Source organism: Mycobacterium sp. E2462 (assembly GCF_001672685.1).
GTDB lineage: Bacteria > Actinomycetota > Actinomycetes > Mycobacteriales > Mycobacteriaceae > Mycobacterium.
The window spans coordinates 1-26,125 of the sequence record NZ_LZKC01000459.1 but is presented as its reverse complement, the minus strand read 5'-3'; the positions used below and the strand labels follow the sequence as shown (position 1 = coordinate 26,125).

25 protein-coding genes and 1 pseudogene are annotated in these 26,125 nt (G+C 71.7%); 8 read left to right on the top strand and 18 right to left on the bottom strand.

What is annotated here, in order from left to right; genetic code table 11:
• Together A5714_RS26395 and A5714_RS23780 are read left to right on the top strand one after the other, a co-directional pair.
• Positions 1-92: pseudogene (locus tag A5714_RS26395) on the top strand (1,4-dihydroxy-2-naphthoate polyprenyltransferase); the annotation flags it as partial.
• A 66-nt stretch (positions 93-158) separates the two neighbouring features.
• Positions 159-1,166 (top strand): beta-ketoacyl-ACP synthase III, encoded by a 1,008-nt coding sequence (locus tag A5714_RS23780; RefSeq protein WP_068073676.1) that lies wholly within the window; start codon positions 159-161, stop codon positions 1,164-1,166.
• Between the two features lie 10 nt (positions 1,167-1,176).
• Here the strand turns inward: A5714_RS23780 and A5714_RS23775 are convergent, their stop codons facing one another.
• Positions 1,177-1,536, bottom strand: a complete 360-nt coding sequence (locus tag A5714_RS23775; RefSeq protein WP_068289528.1) for a DUF4229 domain-containing protein — start codon at positions 1,534-1,536, stop codon at positions 1,177-1,179.
• A 46-nt stretch (positions 1,537-1,582) separates the two neighbouring features.
• On the opposite strand from A5714_RS23775, the gene A5714_RS26390 reads away from it, so the two are divergent.
• Positions 1,583-1,741 (top strand): hypothetical protein, encoded by a 159-nt coding sequence (locus A5714_RS26390; protein WP_156671385.1) that lies wholly within the window; start codon positions 1,583-1,585, stop codon positions 1,739-1,741.
• A gap of 6 nt (positions 1,742-1,747) precedes the next feature.
• On the opposite strand, the gene A5714_RS23770 is transcribed toward A5714_RS26390, so the two are convergent.
• Genes A5714_RS23770 through A5714_RS23735 form a run of 8 tightly spaced genes read right to left on the bottom strand, consistent with a single transcriptional unit; the run spans position 1,748 to position 9,464 of the window.
• The gene (locus tag A5714_RS23770) at positions 1,748-3,040 is read right to left on the bottom strand and encodes an AAA family ATPase (protein WP_068289537.1); all 1,293 of its coding nucleotides are present in this window, start codon (positions 3,038-3,040) and stop codon (positions 1,748-1,750) included.
• 43 nt (positions 3,041-3,083) lie between these two features.
• Complete coding sequence (ccsB, locus tag A5714_RS23765; RefSeq protein WP_068289525.1) at positions 3,084-4,061, bottom strand: c-type cytochrome biogenesis protein CcsB; 978 nt, start codon at positions 4,059-4,061, stop codon at positions 3,084-3,086.
• Positions 4,058-5,668, bottom strand: a complete 1,611-nt coding sequence (locus tag A5714_RS23760) for a cytochrome c biogenesis protein ResB (protein ID WP_068289533.1) — start codon at positions 5,666-5,668, stop codon at positions 4,058-4,060. Before A5714_RS23760 ends, ccsB begins: the two co-directional genes overlap by 4 nt.
• A 47-nt stretch (positions 5,669-5,715) precedes the next feature.
• The gene (locus tag A5714_RS23755) at positions 5,716-6,495 is read right to left on the bottom strand and encodes a cytochrome c biogenesis CcdA family protein (protein ID WP_068073668.1); all 780 of its coding nucleotides are present in this window, start codon (positions 6,493-6,495) and stop codon (positions 5,716-5,718) included.
• Positions 6,492-7,112 carry a TlpA disulfide reductase family protein gene (locus A5714_RS23750; RefSeq protein WP_068289523.1) on the bottom strand — a complete coding sequence of 207 codons (621 nt, stop codon included), beginning with the start codon at positions 7,110-7,112 and terminating at the stop codon, positions 6,492-6,494. Before A5714_RS23750 ends, A5714_RS23755 begins: the two co-directional genes overlap by 4 nt.
• Positions 7,113-7,115: 3 nt before the next feature.
• Entirely contained in the window at positions 7,116-7,724 is a 609-nt protein-coding gene (locus A5714_RS23745; RefSeq protein WP_068289521.1) for a histidine phosphatase family protein, read from the bottom strand.
• Positions 7,724-9,061 carry a glutamate-1-semialdehyde 2,1-aminomutase gene (hemL, locus tag A5714_RS23740; protein WP_068289519.1) on the bottom strand — a complete coding sequence of 446 codons (1,338 nt, stop codon included), beginning with the start codon at positions 9,059-9,061 and terminating at the stop codon, positions 7,724-7,726. Before hemL ends, A5714_RS23745 begins: the two co-directional genes overlap by 1 nt.
• Before the next feature lie 58 nt (positions 9,062-9,119).
• Positions 9,120-9,464, bottom strand: coding sequence for a hypothetical protein (locus A5714_RS23735; protein WP_068289517.1), 345 nt, complete (start codon positions 9,462-9,464; stop codon positions 9,120-9,122).
• 72 nt (positions 9,465-9,536) lie between these two features.
• Here A5714_RS23735 and A5714_RS23730 point away from each other — a divergent pair, with 72 nt between their 5' ends.
• Together A5714_RS23730 and car are read left to right on the top strand one after the other, a co-directional pair.
• Positions 9,537-9,932 carry a nitroreductase family deazaflavin-dependent oxidoreductase gene (locus A5714_RS23730; RefSeq protein ID WP_068073658.1) on the top strand — a complete coding sequence of 132 codons (396 nt, stop codon included), beginning with the start codon at positions 9,537-9,539 and terminating at the stop codon, positions 9,930-9,932.
• Between the two features lie 32 nt (positions 9,933-9,964).
• Entirely contained in the window at positions 9,965-13,546 is a 3,582-nt protein-coding gene (gene car, locus A5714_RS23725) for a carboxylic acid reductase (RefSeq protein WP_369829471.1), read from the top strand.
• Positions 13,547-13,567: 21 nt separating this feature from the next.
• Here car and A5714_RS23720 read toward each other — a convergent pair whose 3' ends face one another.
• From A5714_RS23720 to A5714_RS23710, 3 genes are read right to left on the bottom strand one after another with little or no spacing between them, the layout of a single operon-like run.
• Positions 13,568-14,923 (bottom strand): amino acid permease, encoded by a 1,356-nt coding sequence (locus A5714_RS23720; RefSeq protein ID WP_068289515.1) that lies wholly within the window; start codon positions 14,921-14,923, stop codon positions 13,568-13,570.
• Positions 14,924-14,960: 37 nt separating this feature from the next.
• Positions 14,961-16,301 carry an MFS transporter gene (locus tag A5714_RS23715; protein ID WP_068073651.1) on the bottom strand — a complete coding sequence of 447 codons (1,341 nt, stop codon included), beginning with the start codon at positions 16,299-16,301 and terminating at the stop codon, positions 14,961-14,963.
• A 5-nt stretch (positions 16,302-16,306) separates the two neighbouring features.
• Complete coding sequence (locus tag A5714_RS23710; protein ID WP_068073649.1) at positions 16,307-17,452, bottom strand: LLM class flavin-dependent oxidoreductase; 1,146 nt, start codon at positions 17,450-17,452, stop codon at positions 16,307-16,309.
• A 402-nt stretch (positions 17,453-17,854) separates the two neighbouring features.
• Here A5714_RS23710 and A5714_RS23705 point away from each other — a divergent pair, with 402 nt between their 5' ends.
• On the top strand, positions 17,855-18,727 hold the full coding sequence (locus tag A5714_RS23705) for an esterase family protein (protein ID WP_197502923.1): 873 nt from the start codon (positions 17,855-17,857) through the stop codon (positions 18,725-18,727).
• An 8-nt stretch (positions 18,728-18,735) separates the two neighbouring features.
• Positions 18,736-20,886 (top strand): acyltransferase family protein, encoded by a 2,151-nt coding sequence (locus A5714_RS23700; RefSeq protein ID WP_068289512.1) that lies wholly within the window; start codon positions 18,736-18,738, stop codon positions 20,884-20,886.
• Between the two features lie 186 nt (positions 20,887-21,072).
• Here the strand turns inward: A5714_RS23700 and A5714_RS23695 are convergent, their stop codons facing one another.
• Together A5714_RS23695 and A5714_RS23690 are read right to left on the bottom strand one after the other, a co-directional pair.
• A complete protein-coding gene (locus tag A5714_RS23695) occupies positions 21,073-21,759 on the bottom strand; it encodes a GDSL lipase (RefSeq protein WP_068073705.1) in 687 nt (228 codons plus the stop codon).
• Positions 21,760-21,844: 85 nt separating this feature from the next.
• Positions 21,845-23,077: an acyltransferase gene (locus tag A5714_RS23690; protein ID WP_068289510.1), complete on the bottom strand. Its 1,233-nt coding sequence runs from the start codon at positions 23,075-23,077 to the stop codon at positions 21,845-21,847.
• Between the two features lie 348 nt (positions 23,078-23,425).
• Between A5714_RS23690 and A5714_RS23685 the strand changes: the two genes are divergently transcribed.
• The gene (locus A5714_RS23685) at positions 23,426-23,863 is read left to right on the top strand and encodes an STAS domain-containing protein (protein WP_068289508.1); all 438 of its coding nucleotides are present in this window, start codon (positions 23,426-23,428) and stop codon (positions 23,861-23,863) included.
• Here the strand turns inward: A5714_RS23685 and A5714_RS23680 are convergent.
• The 4 genes from A5714_RS23680 to A5714_RS23665 form a co-directional block, all read right to left on the bottom strand.
• A complete protein-coding gene (locus A5714_RS23680; protein ID WP_068289504.1) occupies positions 23,847-24,110 on the bottom strand; it encodes a hypothetical protein in 264 nt (87 codons plus the stop codon). The genes A5714_RS23685 and A5714_RS23680 overlap by 17 nt on opposite strands.
• Positions 24,107-24,658 carry a DUF3093 family protein gene (locus A5714_RS23675; protein ID WP_068289502.1) on the bottom strand — a complete coding sequence of 184 codons (552 nt, stop codon included), beginning with the start codon at positions 24,656-24,658 and terminating at the stop codon, positions 24,107-24,109. Before A5714_RS23675 ends, A5714_RS23680 begins: the two co-directional genes overlap by 4 nt.
• Positions 24,659-24,698: 40 nt before the next feature.
• Positions 24,699-25,688, bottom strand: coding sequence for a porphobilinogen synthase (gene hemB / locus A5714_RS23670; protein ID WP_082959937.1), 990 nt, complete (start codon positions 25,686-25,688; stop codon positions 24,699-24,701).
• Between the two features lie 7 nt (positions 25,689-25,695).
• Positions 25,696-26,125: uroporphyrinogen-III synthase (locus A5714_RS23665; protein WP_231975970.1), on the bottom strand; the 430-nt coding region annotated here is incomplete at its 5' end.

The window sequence follows — 26,125 nt, the reverse complement described above, 5'->3', positions numbered from 1 at the left end:
GCGCCGCGCTGATCCCGGTGTTGCGGGACACCGGCCTGGCCATGGTGGTGTGGGCGATCGCGGTGGCCGCGGCGCTGGCCCTGGGAAGCTGAACCTCCCACGGCGTAGGGCGCGGGTGCGGTACCTTTGCGTCTGCTCGGGTGAGAGCGGAGGACGCAATGAAGCAGATTGCCGCGACCAGCGGGCCCACCAACGTCGGCCTGCTCAGCGTCGGGTCATACCGCCCGCAGCGGGTGGTCACCAACGACGAGTTGTGCGAGAACATCGACTCCTCCGACGAGTGGATCTACTCGCGCACCGGGATCAAGACGCGCCGCTTCGCCGCCCGCGACGAGTCGGCGGCGTCCATGGCCACCGAGTGTGGCCGCGAGGCCGTGTCCAAGGCCGGGCTCAGCCCGGCCGACGTCGACTGCGTGATCGTCGCGACCAGCACCCACTTCCTGCAGACCCCGGCCTGCGCGCCGGTGGTCGCGGCCCGGCTGGGCAGCACCGGCGTGCCGGCGTTCGACGTCTCCGCCGGGTGCGCCGGCTTCGGCTACGCGCTGGGGGTGGCCGCCGACATGGTCCGCGCGGGGACGGCGGCCAAGGTGCTGGTCATCGGGTCCGAGAAACTGTCCCCCACCGTCGACATGACCGACCGCAGCAACTGCTTCATCTTCGCCGACGGCGCAGCCGGAGTCGTGGTGGGGGAAACCCCCGAGCAGGGCATCGGGCCCACGGTGTGGGGCAGTGACGGCGAGCAGGCCACCGCGATCCGCCAGGACATCGACTGGATCGACTACATGGACGCGCCGGCGGGCCCGCGCCCGTTCCTGCGGTTGGAGGGCAGCGCCGTCTTCCGTTGGGCCGCTTTCGAAATGGGCAAGGTGGGCCGGCAGGCGATGGACGCCGCGGGCGTGCGGGCCGACGAGATCGACGTGTTCCTGCCGCACCAGGCCAACAGCCGCATCAACGAGCTGCTCGCCAAAAGCTTGGAGCTGCGCCCGGATGCGGTGCTGGCCAACGACATCGAGCACACCGGCAACACGTCGGCGGCGTCGATCCCGTTGGCGATGGCCGAGCTGCTGGCGACCGGCGCGGCCAAGGGCGGCGACCTGGCGCTGCTGATCGGGTACGGCGCGGGTCTCAGCTACGCCGCGCAGGTGGTGCGCCTGCCGAACGGCTGAGCGGGCGTCCTCACCCGTCGCCGGCGGCCTCGTCGGGCGCGGCGCCGTCCTGGTCCTCGCCACGCAGCCGGGCCTGCAACAGTTCCCGCTCGCGGCGGCGGCGCTCCCCCGCCACGGCCAGCGAGGCGGAGGCCCGCCGCCGCAACGGGCCGAACACCCAAATGCCGAGGGGCATCGCGATGATCAAGGCGAACAGGGTGGCGACGACGATCGGGAACTCGCGGATGCCGAGCAGCCGCGCCACCCCGTAGATGGCGCCGGCGAGTGCGACCACCAGCAGCAGCCGGGCCGCCGCGTAGAGGCAGACGTCGACGACCGCCCGGCCGGCGCCGCCCGCTGCGGCGCTGGCATCGCTGGATCCGTGAGACACAGGGAGAGCCTACGGCGCGGGTATATTCGCTCCAAGGAGGTGTTGCGTGCTCTACCTGCTGCTCGTCGTGATTTTCGGGGCGTTGATCTACGCCGGCTGGCGCGCGTCGCGGTCTCAGCTGCACCGGACCAAGACGCGGGTGATCGGACCCGACGACGACCCAGACTTCTTGCGGCGCTTGGGCCGGGGGGACAACCCGCGCTGACGCCCGCTAGCCGGTTAGGCCCGGGCGCTGTTCGCCGGGAAAGCCGTCGGCCACGAGTGCCGCGAGTTCGGTGAGCGCCTCGCGGGTGCCGCGCCGCAGCCGCTCCAGGTCGATCTCGGCGCCCTCGTCGAGATGCGGGTCGAAGGGCACCAGCTGCACCGCGCGGCAGCGCCGCGAGAAGTGGTCGACCACCTTGTTCATGTCGACCTTGCCGGGCCGCGGCCGCACCCCGTTGATGACCGCGATGGAATTGCGGACCAGGTCCTCGTGGCCGTGGGCGTCCAGCCAGTCCAGCGTCGCCGACGCGCTGCGCGCCCCGTCGATCGACCCCGAGCTGACCACGATCAGCACGTCGGCCTTCTCCAGCACCGACGACATCACCGAGTGCAGCAGGCCGGGCCCGCAGTCGGTGAGCACCAGGCCGTAGAACCGTTCCAGGATGTCCAGGACGCGCGCATAGTCGTCGGCGCCGAACGCCTCCGACGCGGCCGGATCCGTTTCGGAGGCAACCACTTCCAGCCCACTCGGGCCCTTGGAGGTGTACCGGCGCACATCGCTGTAGCGCTCGATGGTGCCCGCGTCGTGCAGCAGCTGGCGCACCGTGGCGGCCGTCTCCAGCGGAATCTTCTGGCTCAGCGTGCCGCGGTCCGGGTTGGCGTCGACGGCCACCACCCGGTCGCCGCGGATCGACGCGAAGGTGGCGCCCAGCGTCGCCGCGATCGTGGTCTTGCCGACGCCGCCCTTCAACGACAGCAGGGCGACGCGGTAGCTGCCCCGCAGCGGCCGGTTCACCTGAGCCACCAGGTTGTTGTGGCGGGCGGCGCGCGGGCTCTCGCCCAGGTTGATCAGCCCGCCGGACAGCTTGAACAGCGCGCGCCGCCAGCCTTCCGAGGGCGGCGGCTTGACCGGACGCAGCAGCATGCCGGTGGACAGCTCCGGGTAGGGGGTGTGCGGAAGCGATTCCCGCGGCGGCAAAACCGGCGGGGCCGGCCGGTGCTCGGTGACCGGGCCGTCGTAATAGGCGCCGTAGGCGGTCGGGTCGACCCGCGGGATCCCGGTCATCGGGGTGGGGTCCCAGAGCGGCATCCCGCCGGGCCGGGGCGGGGGCGGCGGCGCCACCTCGCGCCGCTCGGGTGCGGGCATCCGGCGCTCGGTGCGGAACCCGGCGAAGGCGCGGGTCGGCGCGTCCCCGCCCGGCTCGCCCGCGGGCTCGGCGTTCGGCGGCACCGGTCCCCGCGGTGGGAATTGGGTGGTGGGTTGGTCGGGCGTCCCCACGTCCCCCGTCGGATGCTCGCTCACGTGCACTCCCCCTCGTCGTGACTTGTCGTGACTTCGCTCGCTCTCACCCCACGCCCGCATACGAATGCAGGCCGACGGTGACCAGATTAACGAAGAACAAATTGAAGACCATGGCCACGAAACCGACGACGTTGATCCACGCCGCCCTGCGATCCCGCCATCCGGCCGTCGACCTGGCGTGCAGGTAGGCGGCGTAGACGACCCATGCGACGAACGACACCGTTTCCTTGGGGTCCCAGCCCCAGTACCGGCCCCACGCCTGTTCGGCCCAGATGGCGCCGAAGATCACCCCGAAGCCGAATACCGGGAACCCGAAGATCGTGGTGCGGTAGGCGATGCGGTCCAGCGTCTGCGCGTCCGGGAATCGCGCCACGATCCCGGCCAGCCGCCCGTCGGCGCCCGGCTCCCCCAGGCGTGAGGTGCGCAACAGGAACAGGATGCTGGCGATGCCGGCGACCAGGAACACCCCGGAACCCAGGCTCACCACCGACACGTGGATGGGCAGCCAGTAGGACTGCAGCGCCGGCATCACCGGGGCGGCGTTGGTGTAGAGCCAGTGGCCGGACACCGTGAGCAGGATCAGCACCGGCACCAGCAGGAACACCCACAGCGGGCGGTACTGCGGGCGGCGCAGCACGACCACCCCGGCGAGCAGGCCGCACATGCAGGTCAGGTTGATGAACTCGTACATGTTGCCCCAGGGCACCCGCAGGGTGGCCAGGCCGCGCAGCACGATGCAGGCCAGTAGCAGGCCGATGCCCAGGTAGAGCACCGCCTGCCCGGCCCGCCCGGCGCGCTCGTCGAGCGGGCGCGCGGGGGCGTCCTCGACCACGCCGGGGATGGCGCTGTCGGCGGCGACGGCGCCCGCCAACACCCGCTCGCGCCGGTCGGCGCGGCGCCCGCCCGCGTAGGCGAGCTCGACGGCCAGCAGCAGCAGCGCGATCACCAGGGCCACCACGGCCGAGGTGAACGCCCAGTCCGAGTAGCGGGCCAGGCCGATGTTGACGTGCACGGTGTTCATTTGACGTCCACCTGAGGACTCCTTCTGGACGCTGAGGGCGTCTCGGCGCGACCCGCGGCGTCGGCGTCGAGGGCCGCCAACAGCCGCTCGGAGAGCCGCTCGAACTCGTCGCCCCACCCGGAGTTGTCGGTCCGCGCCAAGCCGCCCAGTTCGACGTTCACCGTACCCGGCGCGCCGTCGGCCGGGCCCTCCTGCGGCGTCAGGCGCACCCACACCCGGCGGCGCCGGACCAGCAGCGACACCAGCAGGCCGCCCATCATCGTGACGGCGAACAGCAGCACCCACGCCTGCCCCGGGTCGTGCGACACCTGCAGGTTGACGAACGGGACGGCGCCGTCGAACCGGACCACCGTGCCCGCCGCGGGCCCCTGGTCGATGCGGACCGACTGCCCGGCCCGCAGGTTGACCCGCTTCTCCTTGATCAGCCGGTGCTGCTCGATCAGCCGGGGGTCGAGGCTGAACAGGGATTGCGGCCGACCGGTGTCCAGCCCGGTGTCGCCGCGGTAGATGTCGATGGCCACCGCGGGCGCGTTCAGCGCGGGATACCGCGAGGAGAGCAGGGCGCCGTCGAGCTGCTCCGTCGGCGCCAGCAGGCCCTGGATGGCGATCTCGTGCTGGCGGCGCTCGGCGGCGCTGCGGTAGCTGCCGGCGGGCGGGTCGACGCGCACGACGCCCGACGACAGCAGGGTCTGCGGGTTGTCGGGCCGCCACTGCACGGTCGAGGTGCGCAGCTGCCCGTCGGGAAAGGTCACGGTGAAGGTCGGCGCGTAGCCGTGGCCCTGCAAGTAGACCCGGTCGCCGCCCACCCGCAGCGGGTGGTTGACCTCCAGCCGGTAGCGCCGCCACGTGTCGCCGGCCAGGTCCCTGCCGGACTGGTAGTCGATGTCGGCGGCGAACGAGGTGGCCTGCCCGGACGGCAGGTAGCGCGCGTCGAAGTCGTTCACCCGGATGCACAGCGGGTGCAGGGCGGTGCCGTCGACGACGTTGCCGGCGCGGAACGAGTCGAACGCGGCCGGCGAGGCCGAGCAGAAGCCGGGGCCGCCGTCGGCGATGACGATGACGTTGCCCTCGTAGCCGAACAGCTTGCCGACGGCCACCGCGACCAGGAGGCCCAACAGCGAGAAGTGGAAGACGATGTTGCCGAACTCGCGCAGATAGCCCTTCTCGGCGGACACCTCGACGACCCCGGCGTCGGCATTCCCGTCGTGCCTGATCTCGGTGCGCCAACCGCGCAACCGCTCGACCACCGCGTTGGCCAGGCTGTTGAGATCCTCGGGGTCGGCCGCCACCTGCGCGGCCGCGTGCTTGGGCAGCCGGGCCAGGTTGCGGGGCGCGGCCACCGGGGTGGCGCGCAGGTTGCGGGCGTGCTCGAGCATCCGCGGGGTCAGGCAGCCGACCAGCGAGATGAACAGCAGCACGTAGGTGGCGGTGAACCAGAAGCTCGAGAACACGTTGAAAGCCTGCAGCCGGTCCAGCCACGGCCCGATCACCCGATGCGCCTTGAGGTAGTCGTCGACCTTGCCGGCGTTGAGGCTGCGCTGCGGCAGCAGCGCGCCGGGGATCGCGCCGAGGGCCAGCAGAAACAGCAGCACCAGCGCGGTGCCCATCGAGGTCAGCGCGCGCCAGGTGTTGCGGCACCAGGCCAGGACCCGCCTCAAATCGGCAGCCTGACGTCGGAGACGAACGCGTCGCGCAACCACGAGGTGAAGTCGTTCCAGACCCCGGTGACCAGCAGGGCGCCGACCGCGATGAGCAGCGCGCCACCGAAGATCTGGATCGCCCGGGTGTGCCGGCGCAACCAGCTCAGCGCCCCCACCGCGCCGGCCGACCCGAACGCCAACAGCACGAACGGGATGCCCAGCCCCAGGCAGTAGGCGATCACCAGCGCGACGCCGCGCGCCACGCTGGCGCCGTCGGTGGCCGAGGCGACGGTGATGACGCCGGCCAGCGTCGGCCCCAGGCACGGCGTCCAGCCCAGCGCGAACACCGCGCCCAGCAGCGGCGCCCCGGCGACCGTGGTGAGCTGGCGCGGGGTGAACCGGGCCTGGCGTTGCAGCGCGGGCACCAGGCCGACGAACACCAGCCCCATCACGATGGTCAGCACCCCGCCGACCCGTTGCAGGAGCAGCTGGTTGGTGATCAGGGTCGTCGTCATGCCCAGCACCGCCACGGTGCCCAGCACGAACACCGTCGTGAAGCCGGCGACGAACAGCGCCGCGGAGCCCGCGACGCGCCACCGGGCGCCGGGCGGGGCCTGCGCGGCGCCCGCGCGGGGCTCCTCGTCGACGCCGACCACGGCGGCCAGGTAGGACAGGTAGCCGGGCACCAGCGGCACCACGCACGGCGAGGCGAACGACACCAGGCCCGCCAGCAGGCACGCCCCGACCGCCACCAGGAGCGGCCCGGCGGCGGCGAGCTGGGTGAAACCGCTCATTGCGGTCCCGGGGCCGGCGCCGCCTCGGCGGCGAGCTTGCGCACCTTGGGCTCCAGGTCGGACGCCAGCAGCTCCCGCAGGAACACCGCGGCCACGCGGTGCTGGCGGTCCAGGACCAGGGTGGAGGGGATGACGGTGGTGGGGTACTTGCCGCCGAAGGCGATCAGGGTGCGCATGGCGGGGTCGTAGATCGACGGGAAGGTCACGTGGCGGTCGTTGACGAAGTCGAGCGCCGCCTGCCGGTTGGTGTCGCGCACGTCGATCCCGAGGAAGGACACCCCGGCGTCGCGGGTGACGTCGTACGCCTGCTGCAACTGGGTGACCTCGGCGCGGCATGGCCCGCACCACTGGCCCCAGATGTTGATGACGACGACCCGGCCGGCGAAGATCGGGTCGTCCAGCGACAGGGTGTGGGCGGCGTCGGACAGGTCCGGCCCGGACAGGGGGCCGGGGCGGCCGCGGCGCGACGGCGGGTCGTAATAGATGTCGGTCTTGCCGCCGGGCGAGACGAACTCGAAGGTGCCGCCCTGGGCGACGGCGTCGTGGCCGGAGGAGCAGCCGACGAGGGCGGGAAGCAGCGCCAGCGCCGCCGCCCCGGCTATCGCCAGCCGCCGCATGCTCTACCGACCCGCCGGTTCGCTGTACTCGACGCCCGCCAGGCGGTCGCCCTCATACACCAGCGTGGTCACCGAGCACAGGCCGCACTCGCGCTTGCGGGGGTCGTGCCACAGGCGCTTGCCGGTGAGGTGCAGCCGCAGCGTCCACACCGGCAGCTGATGGCTGACGCACACCACCTCGTGGCCGGCGCCGCGGGCGCGGGCCTTCTCCACCGCCGTCGTCATGCGGGCCGCGATCTCGGCGTAGGGCTCACCCCACGACGGGCGGAACGGGTTGCGCAGCTGCCACCAGAACCGCGGGTCGCGCCACGCCCCGTCGCCGGGGCCCACGGGTTTGCCCTCGAAGAAGTTCGCCGACTCGATCAGGTCGGGGTCGGTGTCCACCGGCAGGCCATGCTTCGCGGCGATCGGCGCGGCGGTCTCCTGGGCCCGTTGCAGCGGCGAGGCGATGACGGCGACGATATCGCGGTCGGCCAGGGCGGCGGCGACGGCGTCGGCCTGCGCCCTGCCCTTGTCGGAGAGGTGGAAGCCGGGCAGTCGCCCGTAGAGGATGCCATCGGGGTTGTACACCTCGCCGTGGCGGATGACGTGCACCCGGGTCTGCTCGGGCACTAGGCACCGTCCTTCGCGGCGTGGGCGGCGCGGGCCGCGGCGGGCAGGGCGTCGGCGATCCGGGCGAACGCGTCGTCGTCGAGCGCCGCCGAGACGAACCACGCCTCGAAGGCGCTGCACGGCGGGTAGACCCCGGCGTCGAGCAGGGCGTGGAAGAACGGCGGATAGCGCCACGTCTGGCTGGCCCGCGCGGACGCGAAGTCGGTCACCGGCTCGTCGGTGAAGAAGACGCTGAGCATGTTGCCGGCCCGCGGGATCTGGTGCGCGACGCCGACGTCGGTGAGCGCCTCGGACAGCAGGGCGGCCAGCCGGTCGGCGTTGCGGTCCAGCGCGGCGTACACCGCGTCGTCGGCGTTGCGCAGCGTCGCCAGCCCGGCGGCGACGGCCACCGGGTTTCCCGACAGCGTGCCGGCCTGGTAGACGGGGCCCAGCGGCGCCAGGCGTTCCATCACCTCGGCCCGCCCGCCGAACGCGGCGGCGGGCAGCCCGCCGCTCATCACCTTGCCGAAGGTGAACAGGTCGGCGGGCACCGGATCGATTCCGTACCAGCCGCTGCGGCTGACCCGGAATCCCGTCATCACCTCGTCGACGATCAGCAGCGCGCCGTGCTCGGCGGTGACCGCCCGCAGCGCGGCGTTGAAGCCGGGCGCGGGTGGGACCACGCCCATGTTGCCGGGGCTGGCCTCGGTGATCACCGCGGCGATCTGATCACCGAACCGGTCGAAGCTGGCCCGCACGGCCTCGATGTCGTTGTAGGGCAACACGATCGTGTCGGCCGCGGCCGCCCCGGTGACCCCGGGCGTGGACGGCAGGCCCAGCGTCGCGACGCCCGAGCCGGCGTCGGCGAGCAGCGCGTCGACGTGGCCGTGGTAGCAGCCGGAGAACTTGACGATCTTGGGCCGCCCGGTGAACCCGCGGGCCAGCCGGACCGCGCTCATGGTGGCCTCCGTGCCGGAGTTCACCAGCCGGACCCGCTCGACCGGGGCGACCCGGGCGATGATCTCGCCGGCCAGTTGGCTCTCGGCGGGGGTCGGGGCGCCGAACGACAGGCCGGTCGCGGCGGCCCGCGTGACGGCGTCGACGACGGCCGGGTGCGCGTGGCCCAGGATCATCGGGCCCCAGGAACTGACCAGGTCGACGTAGTGGTTGCCGTCGGCGTCGGTGAGCCGGCAGCCGTGCGCCGCGGTGATGAAGCGCGGCGTCCCGCCCACCGCCGTGAAGGCGCGGACCGGGGAGTTCACCCCACCGGGGATGACGGCGCAGGCGTCGTCGAACAGGCGCGCCGACGCGGCCACCACCGCCGACCCGTGCGCCGTCGACTGCTCACTGGTTGCCATGCCACCAGTGTCCCAGCCCCCGCGGGGGTTTCCACTACAGGGTGTAGCAGAGGGCGGCCTACTCGCCCTCGCTCGGCTCGGATTGCTGCGCGGCCTGGAAGTTGCGCAGCGCGGCGTCGCGCTCGCGTTGCGCCGCGCGCCGGTGCGCGGCCACGTCGCCCAGCCCTTCCTCGACGGCGAGCTCCTCGACCCGGGCGGCGCGTTCGTGGGCGACGGCGGCCTCGTAGTGCCGTTCCCGTTCCCGGTCGTGGGCCTGCTGGTCGCGCAGGTCGGCCTGCGCGGCGCGCTCGGCGGCGCGGTGCACGTCGCCCGCCGTCACCGCCTTGCGGGCGGTGAGCTCCCGATCCCGGCGCGCCAACTCCTCGGCGCGCTGCGCGGCCTCGTCAGCCCGGGACTCGCCCATGGAAGGACAGTAGTCCCGTTGGTCGCTAAACGTTGGGTTGTCGGCGCCCCGGGAGGCGCGTTGGATGGCGGTATGGAGATGCCACAAGGACTGGCCCGATTCAATCGTCGCGTCACCAACCCGATCCAGCGGTTATGGGCCGGCCGGCTGCCGTTGTTCGGCATCGTCGAACACGTCGGGCGGCGCTCGGGCGCCCTCTACCGCACGCCGGTCAGCGCGTTCAGCGCCGAGGTCGACGGCAGACCCGCGGTGGCGATCATGCTCACCTACGGCCCGGACCGCGACTGGCTGAAGAATCTGATCGCGGCGAACGGCGGCCGGATGCGCCGCAACGGCAAGACCTTCGGCGTCACCGACCCGCGGGTGCTGACCCGGGCCGAGGCCGCGGCGCACGTGACGGGGCCCGCCCGCCCGGTCTTCGCGCGGCTGCCCTTCGAACAGGCGGTCGTGCTCACCAAGACGGACTGACTGGTTACGGGCAGGGCGGGTATACGGCGGCGGTGACGGGCAGCGGTGTGGGCGGTGTTGTGGGCAGCGATGTAGGCATCGAACAGCGAGTGGCCGAACGCGTCGACCGGCTGTACGCAAGCGACCCCCAGTTCCGGGCGGCGGCGCCGCTGCCGGAGGTGACCGAGGCCGCGCACCGCCCGGGATTGCGGCTGGCGCAGGTCGTCGACATCTACCTGGAGCGGTACGCCGAGCGCCCGGCGCTCGGCCAGCGGGCCTGCGAGGTGACACCCGACCCGGTGACGGGCGGCGCCGCGACCACCCTGCTGTCCGGCTTCGAGACCATCACCTACCGCGAGTTGGGCACCCGCGCCGCGGCGGTCGCCGGCGCCTGGCACGCGGGGCTTCCCGGCGGTTTCCGTCCCGGTGATTTCATCGCGGTCCTGGGCTTCACCAGCATCGACTACGTCGTGCAGTACCTGGCGTGCATCCGGTTGGGTGCGGTGTTCGTGCCCCTGCAGACCAGTTCGACCGCGGCGCAGCTGGCCCCCATCGTCGCCGAGACGGCGCCGCGCATATTCGCGGTCAGCACCGAGTCCCTGGCCACCGCCGTCGACGTCGTCATCAACGCGCCGTCCATCGAGCGGTTGGTGGTCTTCGACTACACCAGCGACGACGACGGGCAGCGCGACCGGTTCGACTACGCCCGCGCCCGGCTGCGGGCCGCCGGGCACCGCGGCGAGGTGGTGGCGCTGCACGCCGAGCTGCAGGCCGGCCGCGGCATCGCCGACACCCCGGCGTTCGTCCCGGCCGACGGCGAAAACCCTTTGGCGACATTGATTTACACGTCCGGCAGCACCGGCACACCCAAGGGTGCCATGTACACCGCCGACATGGTCACCCGGACCTGGCAGCGCCCGCACAGCCCCTCGGTGGACATCGGCAGGCTCATCCCGGCCATCCACCTGCAGTACATGCCGCTGTCGCACGTCTACGGGCTGGAATGGCTGATCGCCACCCTGGCCTCCGGGGGCATCGGCTACTTCGCGACCAAGAGCGACATGTCCACCCTGTTCGACGACATCGGTCTGGTCCGTCCGACCGCGCTCAACCTGGTGCCCCGGGTGTGCGACATGTTCTTCCGCCGCTACCGCAGGGAACTCGACCAGCGCGGCGTCGCGGACACCGACCGGCAGTCCGACGAAGCGGTCAAAGCCGAACTGCGCCAAGACTTTATCGGCGGTCGGGTGGTGTCGGCGATGTGCGGCAGCGCGCCGCTGTCGTCGCAGATGCACGCTTTCATGCAGTCGTTGCTCGACGTTCCGGTGGCCGACGGCTACGGCGCGACGGAGACCGGCGGCGGCATCATGCGCAGCGGCAGGATCCGGCGGCCACCGGTGACCGACTACAAGCTCGTCGACGTCCCCGAGCTGGGCTATTTCACCACCGACCAGCCCTACCCGCGCGGGGAGCTGTATCTCAAGGCCGCCAACGTGATTCCGGGGTATTTCAAGCACCCCGAGCTGTCGGCGCAGATCTTCGATGCCGACGGCTTCTACAAGACCGGCGACATCATGGCCGAGCTGGGGCCCGACCAGCTGAGGTATTTGGACCGCAGCAACAACGTCATCAAGCTGTCGCAGGGCGAGTTCGTCGCGGTGTCCCAGCTCGAGGCCGCCTTCTCCACCAGCCCCTACATTCGGCAGATCTTCCTTTACGGCAGCAGCGAGCAACCGTTCCTGCTCGCGGTGATCGTCCCGAACGACGACGCCATCGGCGACCGGGACGCGCACGAGCTGATCGCCGATTCGCTGCAACGCATCGCCGGTGACGCCCGCCTGCACCCGTACGAGGTTCCCCGCGACTTCCTGCTGGAGCCACAGCGATTCACCCGCGAGAACGGGCTTTTGACCGGGGTCGGCAAGCTGCTGCGCCCGGCGCTGAAGGCCCGCTACGGTGAGCGTCTGGACGCGCTGTACGCCGAGATCGAGGCCAGCCACGGCAATCAGCTCGACGAGCTGCGCGCCGCGAGCGGCTCGTTGCCCACGATCGACACCGTGCGGCGCGCCGCGGCGGCCACCCTGGGCCTGCCCGCAGACACCGCGCTGCGCCCGGACGCGAAGTTCGTTGAGCTGGGCGGTGATTCGCTATCCGCGTTCTCGTTCGCGACGCTGCTGTCGGAGATCTTCACCGTCGACGTGCCGGTGCAGACCATCGTCAGCCCGACTGCGGACCTCACGTCGGTTGCGAAATACATTGACGGCGAACGTCTTTCGGCGTCGACGCGGCCCACCTTCGCGTCGGTGCACGGTCGCGGCGCGAGCGTGGCCCGCGCCTCGGATCTCACGCTGGACAAGTTCATCGACGCCGACACCCTGGCCGCGGCCCGCGCCCTGCCCCGCCCTACCGGCGGGGTCACCACCGTGCTGCTCACCGGCGCCAACGGCTATCTGGGGCGCTTCCTGTGCCTGGATTGGCTGGAGCGGCTGGCGCCCGCCGGCGGCACGGTGATCTGCCTGGCGCGCGGGGCCGACCCGACCGCCGGGCGCCAGCGCATCGAGGCCGCGATCGACAGCGGTGACGCGGAGCTGTCGGCGCGGTTCCGCCGGCTCGCCGACCGACACCTGCGGGTCCTCGTCGGCGACGTGGGGGCGCCCAATCTGGGCCTGGACTCGCACACCTACGAGGATCTCGCCGCGTCGGTCGACCTCGTCGTGCACTCGGCGGCGCTGGTCAATCACGTGCTGCCCTATAGCCAGCTGTTCGGCCCCAACGTGGTGGGGACGGCCGAAATCATCAAGCTGGCCCTCACCCGTCGGCTCAAGCCGATCAACTACATCTCCACCGTCGCGGTGACGGCGCTGCCCGACGGCAGCTTCATGGGTGAGGACGTCGACGTGCGCGCGGCCAGCCCGTCGCGCTCGCTGGGCGAGGCCTACGCGAGCGGCTACGCCACCAGTAAGTGGGCCGGCGAGGTGCTGCTGCGGGAGGCCTACGACCTGTGCGGCGTGCCGGTGGCGGTGTTCCGGTCCGACATGATCCTGGCGCACAGCGACTTCGCGGGCCAGCTCAACGTGCCCGACATGTTCACCCGGCTGATCCTGAGCGTGCTGGCCACCCGGCTGGCGCCGCGGTCCTTCTACCGGCTCGACGAGGCGGGCCGCCCGCAGCGGGCGCACTACGACGGGCTGCCCGCCGATTTCACCGCCGAGGCGATCGCCACCCTGGGCGAGCGCGCCCGCGACGGCTACCGCACCTACAACGTGCTCAACACCCACGACGACGGCGTCTCGCTGGACACTTTCGTCGACTGGTTGGCGGCGGCCGGCCACCCGATCGAGCGGGTCGACGATTACGGCGAGTGGCTGCGCCGCTTCACCGAGGCCATGCAGGCGTTGCCGGAAGACCAGCGCAAGTCCTCGCTGCTGCCGCTGATGAGCGCCTACGCCACACCGGGCCAACCCACCCAGGGCACCCAGATGCCCGCCGAAAAGTTCCGCGCCGCAGTGCAATCCGCGGGCGTCGGCGCCGCCGCCGACGTGCCGCACATCACCGAGGCGTTGATCGACAAATACGTCACCGACCTGCTGCGGCTTGGCCTGCTGCAATCGCCCGCCAACGCCCAAGCGGGATAACGCTTTTCGGCCGCGCCCGGGCTACGCCGTGGCGCTGCCCACACGGCCCCGCGCCCGGGCGAGGAAGTACACGGCGATCACCACCGCCCAGGACAGCAGGCTCAACCACAGCTGGCTGCGCGCGGAGCGGTCGAACGCCATCTGCACCAGCACCGCGCTGATGCCTGCCAGCGTGAGGATCGACAGCGTGGGGAAGAACCACATCCGGACGCGCAGCTTCTCCTCGGGGGTGCGGCGGCGCAGGATGATCTGCGACAGCGCGATCAACCAGTAGACGAACAGGATGACCGCGCCCGAGGAGTTGAGCAGGAACAGGAAGACGGTGGCGGGGGCGACCCGCGCCATGACCACGCAGCCGAACCCGACGGCCGACGAAGTCACGATCGCCACGTGGGGGACGCCGCGGCCGCTCAGCGTGACCAACCGTCGCGGCGCCTCACCGCGGTCGGCGAGGACGAACAGCATCCGCGACGCGGTGTAGAGCCCGGAGTTGAGGCACGACAACACCGCCGTCAGCACCACCGCGTTCATCAACTGGTCGGCCCCGGCCAACCCCATGTGTTTGAGCGCGGCCACGTACGGCGAGGAGCCGGAATCGACCGAGTCCCAGGGCAGGATCACCACCAGCAGGAACACCGAGCCGACGAAGAAAACGCCGATCCGCGCCACCACCGACCGCGTCGCCTTTTGCACCGCCAGCTCCGGGTCGCGGCTCTCCGCGGCGGCCACGGTGACGATCTCGGCGCCCACCATGGAGAAGATCACCACCACGACGGCGGCGAATACCGCGCCCACCCCGTGAGGGAAGAGGCCACCGTGCGCGGTGAGGTTGCCGAACCCGCCGCGGCGCCCCGGGAAAAGCCCGCACGCGTACGCGGTGCCGACGGCGAGGAACAGCAGGATGGTCGCGACTTTGATTCCGGCGAACCAGAATTCGAATTCGCCGAACGACGACACCGAGAACAGGTTGGTCGCGGTCATCACCACCATCAGGCCCAGCGACAGCAGCCACAGCGGCGCGGGGAACCAGTAGTTGAGCACCTTGCCGCCCGCGACGGCCTCGAAGCCCACCACGATCACCCAGAAGTACCAGTACAGCCAGGCGACCGAGAAGCCCGCCCACCTGCCCAGCGCGGCGGCGGCGTAGTCGGCGAAGGACCCGGTCGACGGGTTCGCCGCCGCCATCTCGCCCAGCATCCGCATCACCAGGACGATCAGCAGCCCGCACAGCGCGTAGGTGAGGAACGCTGCGGGCCCGGTGTCCTTGATCACTACGCCGGACCCGACGAACAGCCCGGCGCCGATCACGCCGCCGAGGGCGATCATGCTCAGCTGGCGCTGCGAGAGCCCCTGCCGCAGTTGCGAAGCGCCGGCCATGCGCTCAACCACAGCACATCGGCGTGCGGCGCACCAGCTACAGGTGCAGGTCCTGGTCGCGGATCAGCGCGGTCGCCAGCACGCTGATGACCGCCGTGGCGACCAGATACGCGCACGCCAGCCACGGGGCCCCGCCGACGGCGGCGATCAGCGCCGTCAGGATCATCGGCGTGACCCCGGAGGCGTAGATGCCCGAGAACTGGTAAACGAACGACAGCCCGGTGTAGCGGGTGCCCGTGGGGTACAGCGCCGAATACAGCGTGCCCTGCGCGCCGTAGAACAGCGCGTGCACGACGCCGAACACGATGACCAGCGCCAGCCCGAACCAGAGCAGGTTCTTGGTGCCGAACAGGGCGAACGCGGGAAACGCCGTCAGGCCGTAGCAGGCGATGCCGGCCAGGTACACCCGCCGGGCGCCGAACCGGTCGGTCAGCGCACCCGACAGCGGAAGCAGCGCCGCCATCACCAGCGCGGCGACGGTCACCACCAACAACACCGACACCCGGTGCAGGCCCAGCGCCCCGGTGGCGTAGCTGATCGCGAAGACGCCCCAGGTGTTGAACGCCGAGCCCTCACCCCACCGCGACAACAGCCCCAGGATGGTGTTGCGCCGCGACCGCGGTTCCCGGACGATGTCGCGGATCGGCACCTTCGACTCGGCCTCCAGCTTGGCCAGTTCGGCGAACGCGGGCGTCTCCTCGACCCGCAGCCGCACCACGATGCCGATCGCGACCAACACCAGGCTGACCAAAAATCCGATGCGCCAGCCGTAGGCCAGGAACTGGGCGGGGCCCAACCACAGCTGCAGCAGCGCGAAAATGCCGGTGCCCAACGCCAATCCGAGCGCCAACCCGATCTGCGGGATGGCGCCGAACCGGCCGCGCCGGTCGGCGGGGCTGTGCTCGACCGCGAGCAGCACCGCGCCGGCCCACTCGCCGCCCAGGGCGAAGCCCTGCAGGATGCGCAGCGCCAACAGCAGCACCGGCGCCCACGCGCCGATCTGCGCGGCGGTCGGTAGCACCCCGATCAGCGCGGTGGCCAGGCCCATGATCAGCATGGTCAGCGCAAGGCTGCGCTTGCGGCCGATGCGGTCGCCGATGTGGCCGAACACCAGGCCGCCGATGGGCCGCATGACGAACCCGACGGCGAAGGTCGCGAACGCCAGCATGGTGCCGACCAGCGAGCTGGCGTCGGGAAAGAACACCTTGTTGAAGACCAGCCCGGCGGCCGTGGCGTAGAGGAAGAAGTCGTACCACTCCACGGTCGTGCCGAGCAGGCTGGCGGCGACCACGATGCGCAGCCGCTGCCGGCGCTGCACCTCGGACTCGTCGGCGGCGACTGCGGCGCCGGACGCGGCGGCGGGCACGGTGGTGGCCACGGCGGTCAGTGCGCCGAGGCGACCGCGAACGGCGTCGCGGCGGCGGGGTGGGTCTGGCGGTTCGGGTGCTTCCACAGGCCCCGCCGCTCGAGCAGCGGCAGCACGCCCTCGCCGAACCAGTAGGCCTCTTCCAGGTGCGGGTAGCCCGACAGGATGAAGTGGCTGATGCCCAGCTGGGCGTATTCGGCCAAGCGCTCGGCCACCTCGTCGTGGGAGCCGACCAGCGCGGTGCCGGCTCCCCCGCGCACCAGGCCGACACCGGCCCACAGGTTGGGGGCGACCAACAGCTTGTTGCTGCTGCCGCCGTGCAGCTCGAGCATGCGGCGCTGCCCCTCGGACTCGCTGCGCGCCAGGCTGCTCTGCACCCGCTCGATGTCCGCGGGGTCGATCGCGGCCAGCAACCGGTCGGCCTCGGCCCACGCCTCGGCGGACGTGTCGCGGCTGATCACATGGATCCGCAACCCGAACTTGACGATCCGCCCGGCGTCCACCGCCAGCCCGCGAATCCAGTCGAGCTTCTGCGCCACCGCCTGCAGCGGCTCGCCCCAGGTCAGGTAGACGTCGGAGTACTTCGCGGCGACCGGTCCGGCCGCCGCGGAGGACCCGCCGAAGAAGATGTCCGGCGTCGGGTCCGGCGGGTTGTTCAGTTGAGCGCCCTCGATCTGGATGTGCTCCCCGGTGAAGGTCACCGGCCTCGGCGAGGTCCACAGCTGCCGCACCACGTCCAGGAACTCCGCGGTGCGGGCGTAGCGGGCCTCCTTGTCCAGGCGGTCGCCGTAGGCGCGCTGCTCGTGCGGTTCACCGCCGGTGACCACGTTGAGCAGCAGCCGGCCCTGCGAGTGCCGCTGGAAGGTGCCCGCCATCTGCGCGGCCAGCGTGGGGCTGAGCAGCCCCGGGCGGAACGCGACCAGGAACTTCAGGGTCTCGGTGGCCTCGACCAGCATCGCCGTCGTCAGCCAGGCGTCCTCACACCACAGGCCCGTCGGCGTCAGCACCGCCTCGAAACCGTTGTCCTCGGCGGCGGCGCAGATCTGCCGCAGGTAGCGCAGGGTGGCCGGACGGTTGCCCGACATTGGCGTGCCGTGCCCGCCCGCGACGAGATTCCGCGAGTCCCCGTAGGTGGGCAGAAACCAATGGAAAGCCAGACTCATCCACGCCCTCTTTCGATCCGCGGCCGACACTATGCACAAGAAGCTTCCATCCTTGTGGCTTCGGCGCTCGGCCGCGAGGGTTGAAACCGCCCAGATTGCATCCCGCCGGCAGCGGGGCAGCCCGGCGGGAGGCGGCCCTGACTAACGCGGATGGCCATCCGGCGCCGGCGCCGCCCGTTCCCCCGTTCCGCCGCCTCAGCAGGGGATATCGCAGGCGTCGCGCCGGGCCGACGGCCCGCGCCGAGCGTGGCGGAGGCGCTAGCACGCGACGCCGCGGCGCGCCGGGTGAGCGGCGGCGCGGTGGCGGCAGATCACCTCCCCGTGACCGGCAGATCACGCCAGATCACGCGATGCTTCCAATTCGGCGTGGCTCGGGCGGCGATGCGCGGTTCGGACGGCATCATGGCGATCATGCCTAACCTGACCCGTCGCGCCCTGCTGCGGATGGGCGCCGGTGCGGGCGTGGGGGCCGCCGGCATGTGGGCGTTGGGCGGGGTGATCGATCCGCCGCGACCGCTCGCCGCGCCGCTGTCCCCCGCGCCGTTCGAGCCGTCGGCGGCGAGCAGCGCCAGCCTGCCGACCAAGCTGACCGGGTCGTTCGTCTCCGCCGCCCGCGGCGGGGTCAAGACCAACTGGATCATCGCCATGCCGCCGGGGCAGACCGGGATGCTGCGGCCGGTGATCGCGCTGCACGGCAAGGACGGTGACGCCAGCATGATGCTCGACTGCGGGGTCGAACAGGGGTTGGCCCAGCTGGTCAAGCAGGGCAGGCCGCCGTTCGCGGTCGTGGGCGTCGACGGCGGCAGCGATTCGTACTGGCACAAGCGGGCCGACGGCACCGATTCCGGCGCGATGGTGCTCGAGGAGCTGCTGCCGATGCTGACGACCATGGGCTTCGACACGTCCCGGGTCGGTTTCCTGGGCTGGTCGATGGGCGGTTACGGCGCGCTGCACCTGGGCGCCAAGCTCGGCCCGGCGCGCACCGCGGGGATCTGCGCGATCAGCCCGGCGCTGTACAACACCTTCACCGAAAGCGCCCCCAAGGCGTTCGACAGCTACGACGACTGGGTGCAGAACACCGTCACGGGCGTGCCGGCGCTGTCGCAGATCCCGCTGCGCGTGGACTGCGGCACCTTCGACCGGTTTTATTTCGCCACACGGCAATTCGTGAACCAACTGAAGACCCCGCCCGCGGGCAGCTTCTCGATCGGCGGGCACGACATGGCGTATTGGCGGGCGCAACTGCCCGGCGAGCTGGCCTGGATGTCCTCCTAGCGACGCCCATGACCACCGCACCGCAGCACACCTCGACCCGCCCGGCGGAGCGGGTGGCGCGGCGGACCGGATTTCGGCCCGACATCGAGGGACTGCGGGCCGTCGCGGTGCTCGCGGTGGTGCTCTACCACGCCGGGATCCCGGGGCTCACCGGCGGCTACATCGGCGTGGACGTCTTCTTCGTCATCTCCGGCTTTCTCATCACCGGGCTGCTGGTCCGCGAGGTGGGTGCGTCGGGAACCGTTGCACTGGGCCGCTTTTACGGCGCGCGGGCGCGCCGGTTATTGCCGGCCGCGACCACCGTCGGCGTCGTCACCGCGATCGGCGCCGCCGTCGCGTTGCCGCCGCTGCAGGCGCGCGGCGTGCTGCTCGACGGCCTCGCCAGCGCCTTGTACGTCGGCAACTACCGGTTCGCGCAGCGCGGCACCGACTACCTGGCCTCGGACACCCCGTCGCCGTTTCAGCACTATTGGTCGCTGGGCGTCGAGGAGCAGTTCTATCTGCTGTGGCCGGTGTTGATTATCGGCGTCGCGTGGCTCGTCCGGCGCCTGCGCGGCGGTGACCCGTCGCGGACCTGGCCGTACGCGGCGCTGCTGGGGCTGCTCGGGGCGGCGTCGCTGGGGGCGGCGCTGTGGTGGACGCACACGTCGCCGTCGTGGGCGTTCTTCTCGCTGCCCACCCGGGCGTGGGAGCTGGCCGCCGGCGGCCTGGTCGCCCTGTCGGCCAGCCAGTGGCGCAAGCTGTCCCTGCTGCCGGCGACGATCGTCGGGTGGGGCGGCTTGGCGTTGCTGCTGGTGACCTGCACCCAGCTCAACGCCTACACCCCCTACCCCGGCACCGCCGCGCTGCTGCCGGTGCTGGGCACCGCGCTGGTCATCGTGGGCGGCACGGCCACCGGCGGGCTGGGGGCCGGGCGCCTGCTGTGCCGACCGTCGATGCGGGCCGTCGGCCGAGTGTCCTACTCGTGGTACCTGTGGCACTGGCCGGTGCTGTTGCTGCTGCCCGCCCTGCTCGGCGAACCCGCCGGGCTGCCCGCCCGGCTGGCCGCGACGGTGGTCTCGGCCGGCCTCGCCGTGATCACGCTGCACCTGGTGGAGAATCCGGGCCGCTTCGCCGCCGCGCTGCGCCGCTCCGCCAGGGCCAGCCTGGCGGTGGCCGGCGCCGCCAGCGCGTCGACCGCCGGCGCCTGCCTGGTGCTGCTGAACGTGCTCCCCGTCCCGGTGGGTCACGGCGTGGCCGCCTCGCGAGCCAACATCGTGGCGCTCCCGCCGCCCGCGGCCGCCGTCAGCCCGCAGGAGGCCGCGGTGCAGCAGGCCTTCGCGCAGGTGCGCGCGGCGCTCGCGACGGCCGCCGGCCTGCGCCAGGTGCCGTCCAACCTCGATCCGCCGCTCGCCGCGGCGCCCGCCGACAAGGCCGCCGTCTTCGTCAACGGTTGCGTGCGGTCGTGGCGCGAGGTGGGGCAGGGCGATTGCGCCACCGGCGACCTCGCCTCCCCGGTCACGGTGGCTCTGGTCGGCGACTCGCACGCCGCCATGTGGAGCCCCGCCTTCCAACAACTCGCCGAGCAACGGCACTGGCGGCTGGAGACCCTGGCCAAGGTGACCTGCCCGTTGCAGGACCTACCCATCCGCAGCCCGTACCTGGGGCGCGAGTACACCGAGTGCGAACAGTGGCGAGGCCAGATCATGGCGCGCATCGACGCCGAGCACCCGCGCCTCGTAGTGCTGGACATGAGTCGCCGCTACGGCGCCGACTTCGGGTTCACCTCGTACGACCCCGCCTGGATCGACACCCTGGGCCGCAGCGTCGCGCGGTTGCGCCGCACCGGCGCCACCGTGCTGGTGCTGGGGCCCGCCGCCGACCCGCAGGCGTCCGCGCCCGCCTGCCTGTCCGCGCACCTCGACGACGCCGAGGCCTGCGCTCCGACGCGCGGCGCCGCCGTCAACGGCGACGGGGTCACCGCCGAGCTCGCCGCCACCAGCGGCAACGGCGGCCATTACGCCGAGCTCACCGACCTGTTCTGTGGCCCCGAGCGCTGCCCCGCCATCGTCGGCAACACCCTGGTGTTCCGGGACGACAACCACGTCACGACCGAGTACGCGCAGCTGCTCACCCCGGTGCTGGGCGCGCTGGTCGACCGCGCGGTCGCGGACGGCTGACGGCGATGAACTTGCGCTGGAACACCAACGTCAGATCAGTGAAGGGTTTGGGAGGTTCTCGGACATGACTCCGCTGTTGCTGGCCTGCGTCGTGGTCGCCACCCCGGTCGCGGGGTTCGGGCTTCTCAGCCTGCAAGACCGCCTAGAGCGGTGGGACTACGAGCGGCACGCCGAGGACTGAGCCGCTCAGGTCGACAGCTGCGAGCGGATCAGCGGCGCGATCTTGGTAGCCATGTACTGGTGGCCCGCGTCGTTGGGGTGCACGCCGTCGCCGCCGATCAGGTCCGGCCGGTCGACGAACCAGCGTTCGGCGATCGGGTCGATGAACGTCGCCCCCGCGGCGGCGGCCGCGCCGCCCAGGATGTCGCGGATCTGCAGCATCGGCCCGGGCACGTCGGCGGTCGGCCACGGCGGCCCGATGACCAGCAACCGCGCCGCCGGGGCCAGGCGGCGGGCCAGATCCAGCGTCTCGCCGGCCTTGAGCGCCATCAACCCGGGGTCGACGGGCTGATCGTTGCGGGAGCCGAAGAACACCACCAGCGCGTCGTCGGGTTGCACCACCCGGGCCGTCAAGTCCTCGAAGATGCTGCCGTGGTCGCCGGGGGTGCCGTAGCCAGCCCTGCCCTCGGCCGCCACGTCGGCGGTGACCCGCGTTCCGCGTGTCGCCAGCAACTGCCAGGCGCGCGACGTCCACGACCGCGGCCCCAGGCCACCCTCGTTAGTGCCGGTCGTGTACGAATCCCCAACCACCGCAAGGTGATTCATTCGGAAATCCAGGGTGAGCGTCTCGTAGTTCCGGACCTGCGGCTGGTAGGCGCCACCCACGCCGACCAGAAGAGTCAGACCAATGACGAACGTCGCCAGCCGACTCACCATCACCTCCACTGTCGGCGGCGTCGTGGGACGCCGCCGCGTCGTCGAAAAAACCTTTCCCCCCGGCCGACTGCGACGGCGGCCGTTACACCGCGCGGACCGAAACCGCTTCCAGCGGGCGGTCGACGGAATGCAGTTTATTGTTCGCCGGGCCGCCGGGCTCGGTCCTGTCGTGCACCGCCCGCACGTCGACCATCCGGCGCATCCAGCGGCGGGCGGGCTCCTCGACGAGGTGATACAGCAAAACCGAGGCCAGCACCGAGATCGCCAGCAGGCCCAGCACGTTCCACTTCCACGGGCTGCTCTGCGGGTCGATCTCGAACTGCTCGACGGCCCAGCCCCACGCGGTGTGTACCAGCTCGTGGACCATGTAGAGGCAGAACGAGATCTGGCCGCCGTAGACCATGACGCGCGTGGACAGCAGCCGGGGCAGGCTGCCGGTGCCGATCGCCAGCGTCAGCACCAGCGGGACGAACAGCACGTCGACCACGCCGCCGCTGTCGATGACGCCCGAGATCGGGTGCGCGTCGAAGAAGTAGAGGACGCTGATCATGGCGGCGACCAGCAGCACCGACGCGAAGCCGGCGGCCAGGCGGGCGCGGTCGCTCAGCCGCAGCCGGCGCACCGCGGCGCAGGCCAGCGCGCCGGCGACGAATTGGGTGACGATGCGCGGCAGCCAGCTCCACGGGGTGTAGAACACCCCGCTGGTCAGCAGCAGCAGCACGGGCGGCAGCGACGCCGCGAAGGCCAACCACATCAGCGTGCGCGCCCGGGTGGCCAGCCGCATCCGGAACACGATCAGCACGATCAGCCCGAACAGCAGGTAGGCCAGCCATTCCGCGCTGATCGACCAGGCCGGCCCGTCCCAGCTGGTCCCGTCGAAGAACGGTTCGAACCACAGCTGGACCAGCACGATCTGGCGGACGTAGCTCATCGCGGTGAGCTGGCTCGCGTCGGGCGAGGGCACGTGGCCGACGTGCAGGGTGAACAGGACCCACAGTGCCGCCAGGTGCAGGGTGACCAGGTACACCGGCCACACCCGGGCCAACCGCAGCCACAAAAAGTGCAAGGTGGCGCGCGTGGACCAGGACTTGCCCATGCGGTCGAGGTAGTTCCAGGTCAGCACGAACCCGCTGAGGATGAAGAACAGGTCGACGCCCTGGGCGCCGCAGTTGAGGACGGGCGCCAGCGCATCCCGGAAGTCCGGCGACACGTCCCCCAGCATCGGGCGGAAGTGGAAGAGCACGACCCACAGCGCGGCGATGATGCGGAGCCCCGTCAGGGATTTGATCTCTCCCTTGATCTCTCCGGTACGCACGAGCTTTCTTCCCGTCTGACGCTGCTGTTCGTTCGCCTTCACTCGTTCGGCGGATCGCGTTCTCACGCGGTGCCCCTGCCCCCGACCGCCCAACCGACAGCTTTGGCAGCCTAACAGCGCGGCCGCCCGCATGGCTGGATGGCCGAGGCGTGGCACGCCGGGTCGCCCGGCCCGCCCGCGGCGCGGCCGTTGGGCGGCCGGATTTGCCGACAGCGGCCGGTCCGCCCCGCCCGCGCGCTTCTCACCAAAGTGTTAAACGCGGCTCCGCGTCCCCTTATGCACGAGCGTTACGTTGAGTCCACGACGTCGCGACAACGCGGCGAGCGCCACGAAGAACGAGGGGTCCTCATGACGGTCGCGGGTGTGGTGCAGCAGCAGGACAACGGCCTCTTCGACTGCGACGGCGCGCAGGTGCGGGCGCAGCACCGGCACCTGGCCACGGTGGTGCACCTGCGGGGCGAGATCGGCGCCGCTAACGTCCACCGGCTCCGGGCCCACCTGCAGCGGTTCACCCGGGACGAGAGCCCGGTGATCCTCGACCTCACGGGCGTCGACGTGTTTGCTGCGGTCGGCGTTTCGCTGTTGTCGGCGTTCGACGGCGATTGTCGCGGCGCCGGCGTCGAGTGGACGCTGGTGGCCACGCCCGCGGTCGCCGAGGCGGTCCGCGGGAGCGCGGTGGCCGGTGTCGCGCAGGCGGCCTCGGTACCCGACGCGCTACGCGCCCGGGCCGACGCCGTCGCCCGGCTGCGTCGGCTGGTGACGCCGCTGGTCAGAAGGCCCGCGTAACAGCGCGGCGCCGCGCGGCCCGCAGCCGGGTGATCCCGACGACGGCCGCGATGCCCGCACCCGTCAGCAGCAGCAGGCTCAGCAACAGCAGCTGAGGGTCGTACACCAGCGATTGCGTGGCGGGCTGCCCGTCGGCGATGGGCGCGACGGCGACGGTGTGCTGGGCGCGCGTCCAGCTCAGGCCCGCGCCCGCGAGGGCCGCGCACGCCAAGAGCAGCTCGACCAGCGCCCGCGAGCGGCCGATCACAGCGCCGGCCCGTCGCCGAAGCCGTCGACGTCGTCGGGCTCGGAGCGGGCCGGCTCGACCCGCTCCTGGACCAGTGGGGTCAGCGCGGCCCGCAGCTGCCGGTGGCGCCGCGCCCAGGCCTGCACGGTGCGGCCGCCGGTGAGCTTGAGGCCGATGCCGATCCGGCCGCGCGGCACCCCGACCAGCTCACCGAGCGCCCGGGCGGATTGCCAGCGCTCCAGCTCCTTGCCGGAGGCCTCGTGGTGCTCGGGCTCCGGGTACACCTTGACGATCTCGCGGAGAAGGATGGTCTCGGTGCCCTCGCGCAGCGCGTCCTCGGTGAGCTCGACGGAGACGTGGATGCGCGCCGCCTTGACCTGCAGCGCCAGGAATGCCGACACCATCACCAAGAAGATCGCCGGCACCACCAGCCCGACACCGGCGCCGCTCCACACCTCGATCAGGATCATCGACACCGCGGCCAGGGGTCCCGCCAGGACCCACCACCAGCTGGCTCCGGGTTCGCGGAACAACGGCCTGGGGTCGCTGCCCTCCGCTGCTGATGTCATCTGTCCGCCTCACCTGCCGATCGTCGCCGCCGCCGGGCCGCTACGTTAGCCACCTCGCCGCCCGCGCGGCCCAATAGGTGAGCACCATATCGGCCCCGGCGCGCCGAATACTGGTCAACGACTCCAGCGCGGCGGCGCGTTCGTCGATCCAGTCCTGCGCGGCGGCGGCGCAGATCATCGCGTACTCCCCCGACACCTGGTAGGCGGCCACCGGCACCGGCGAGATCTCCGCCGCGGCGGCCACCACGTCCAGATAACTCAGGGCCGGCTTGATCATGATGATGTCGGCGCCCTCGTCGAGGTCGAGCCGGACCTCCCGCAGCGCTTCCCGGGCGTTGCCGGCCTCCTGCTGGTAGGTGCGCCGGTCGCCGGACAGGCTGGAGCTGACCGCCTCGCGGAAGGGGCCGTAGAACACCGAGGCGAATTTCGCGGCGTAGGCCAGGATCGCGACGTCGGTGTAGCCGGCGGCGTCCAACCCGTCGCGGATCGCGCCCACCTGGCCGTCCATCATGCCGCTCGGCCCCACCACGTGGGCGCCCGATTCGGCTTGCGCCACAGCGAGTTTCACGTAACGCACCAGCGTGGCGTCGTTGTCGACGCGGCCCCGGTCGTCCAGCACGCCGCAGTGCCCGTGGTCGGTGAACTCGTCCAGGCAGGTGTCGGCCATCAGCACCGTCGCGTCGCCGAGGTCCTTGGCCAAGTCGCGCAGGGCGACGTTGAGGATGCCGTCGGGGTCGGTCCCCGCCGAACCGGTGGCGTCCTTGTCCTCGTCGCGCGGCACCCCGAACAGCATCAGCCCGCCCACCCCGGCCGCAACGGCGTCCGCCGCGGCGCGGCGCAGCGAGTCACGGGTGTGCTGCACCACCCCGGGCATCGACGCGATCGGCCGCGGCTCGTCGATGCCGTCGGCGACGAACATCGGGAGCACCAAATGCCTTGGCTCCAAGGATGTTTGGGCAACCAGGCGACGCAGCGCCGGCGCGGAGCGGAGCCGGCGCGGGCGCTGCCGCGGGTAGCCGCCGACGCTCATCGTCTCGCTAACGCCTGCGGCTCTTCTTGCGCGGCGGCGGCAGCGCACCCTCGGCGCGCAACCGCGCCGCGTGTTCGGCCAGGGCGTCGACCAACGGTCCGACCGCGGCTGTCTCGGGCTGAACGTCGACCCGCAGACCGAATTCGGCTGCCGTCTCGGCGGTTTTCGGGCCGATGCAGGCGATGATCGTCCGCGCGTGCGGCTTGCCGGCGATGCCGACGAGATTGCGCACGGTCGAGCTGGAGGTGAAGCAGACGGCGTCGAACCCGCCCGTCTTGATCATCTCGCGCGTCTCGGCCGGCGGCGGGGCGGCCCGCACCGTCCGGTAGGCGGTGACGTCCTCGATCTCCCAGCCGCGTTCGCGCAGCCCCGCCCAGATGGAGCGGGCCGTCAAGGGCCTGGTCGACGGCCGCTTCCAGTGGGTCGTGTTCACCTCC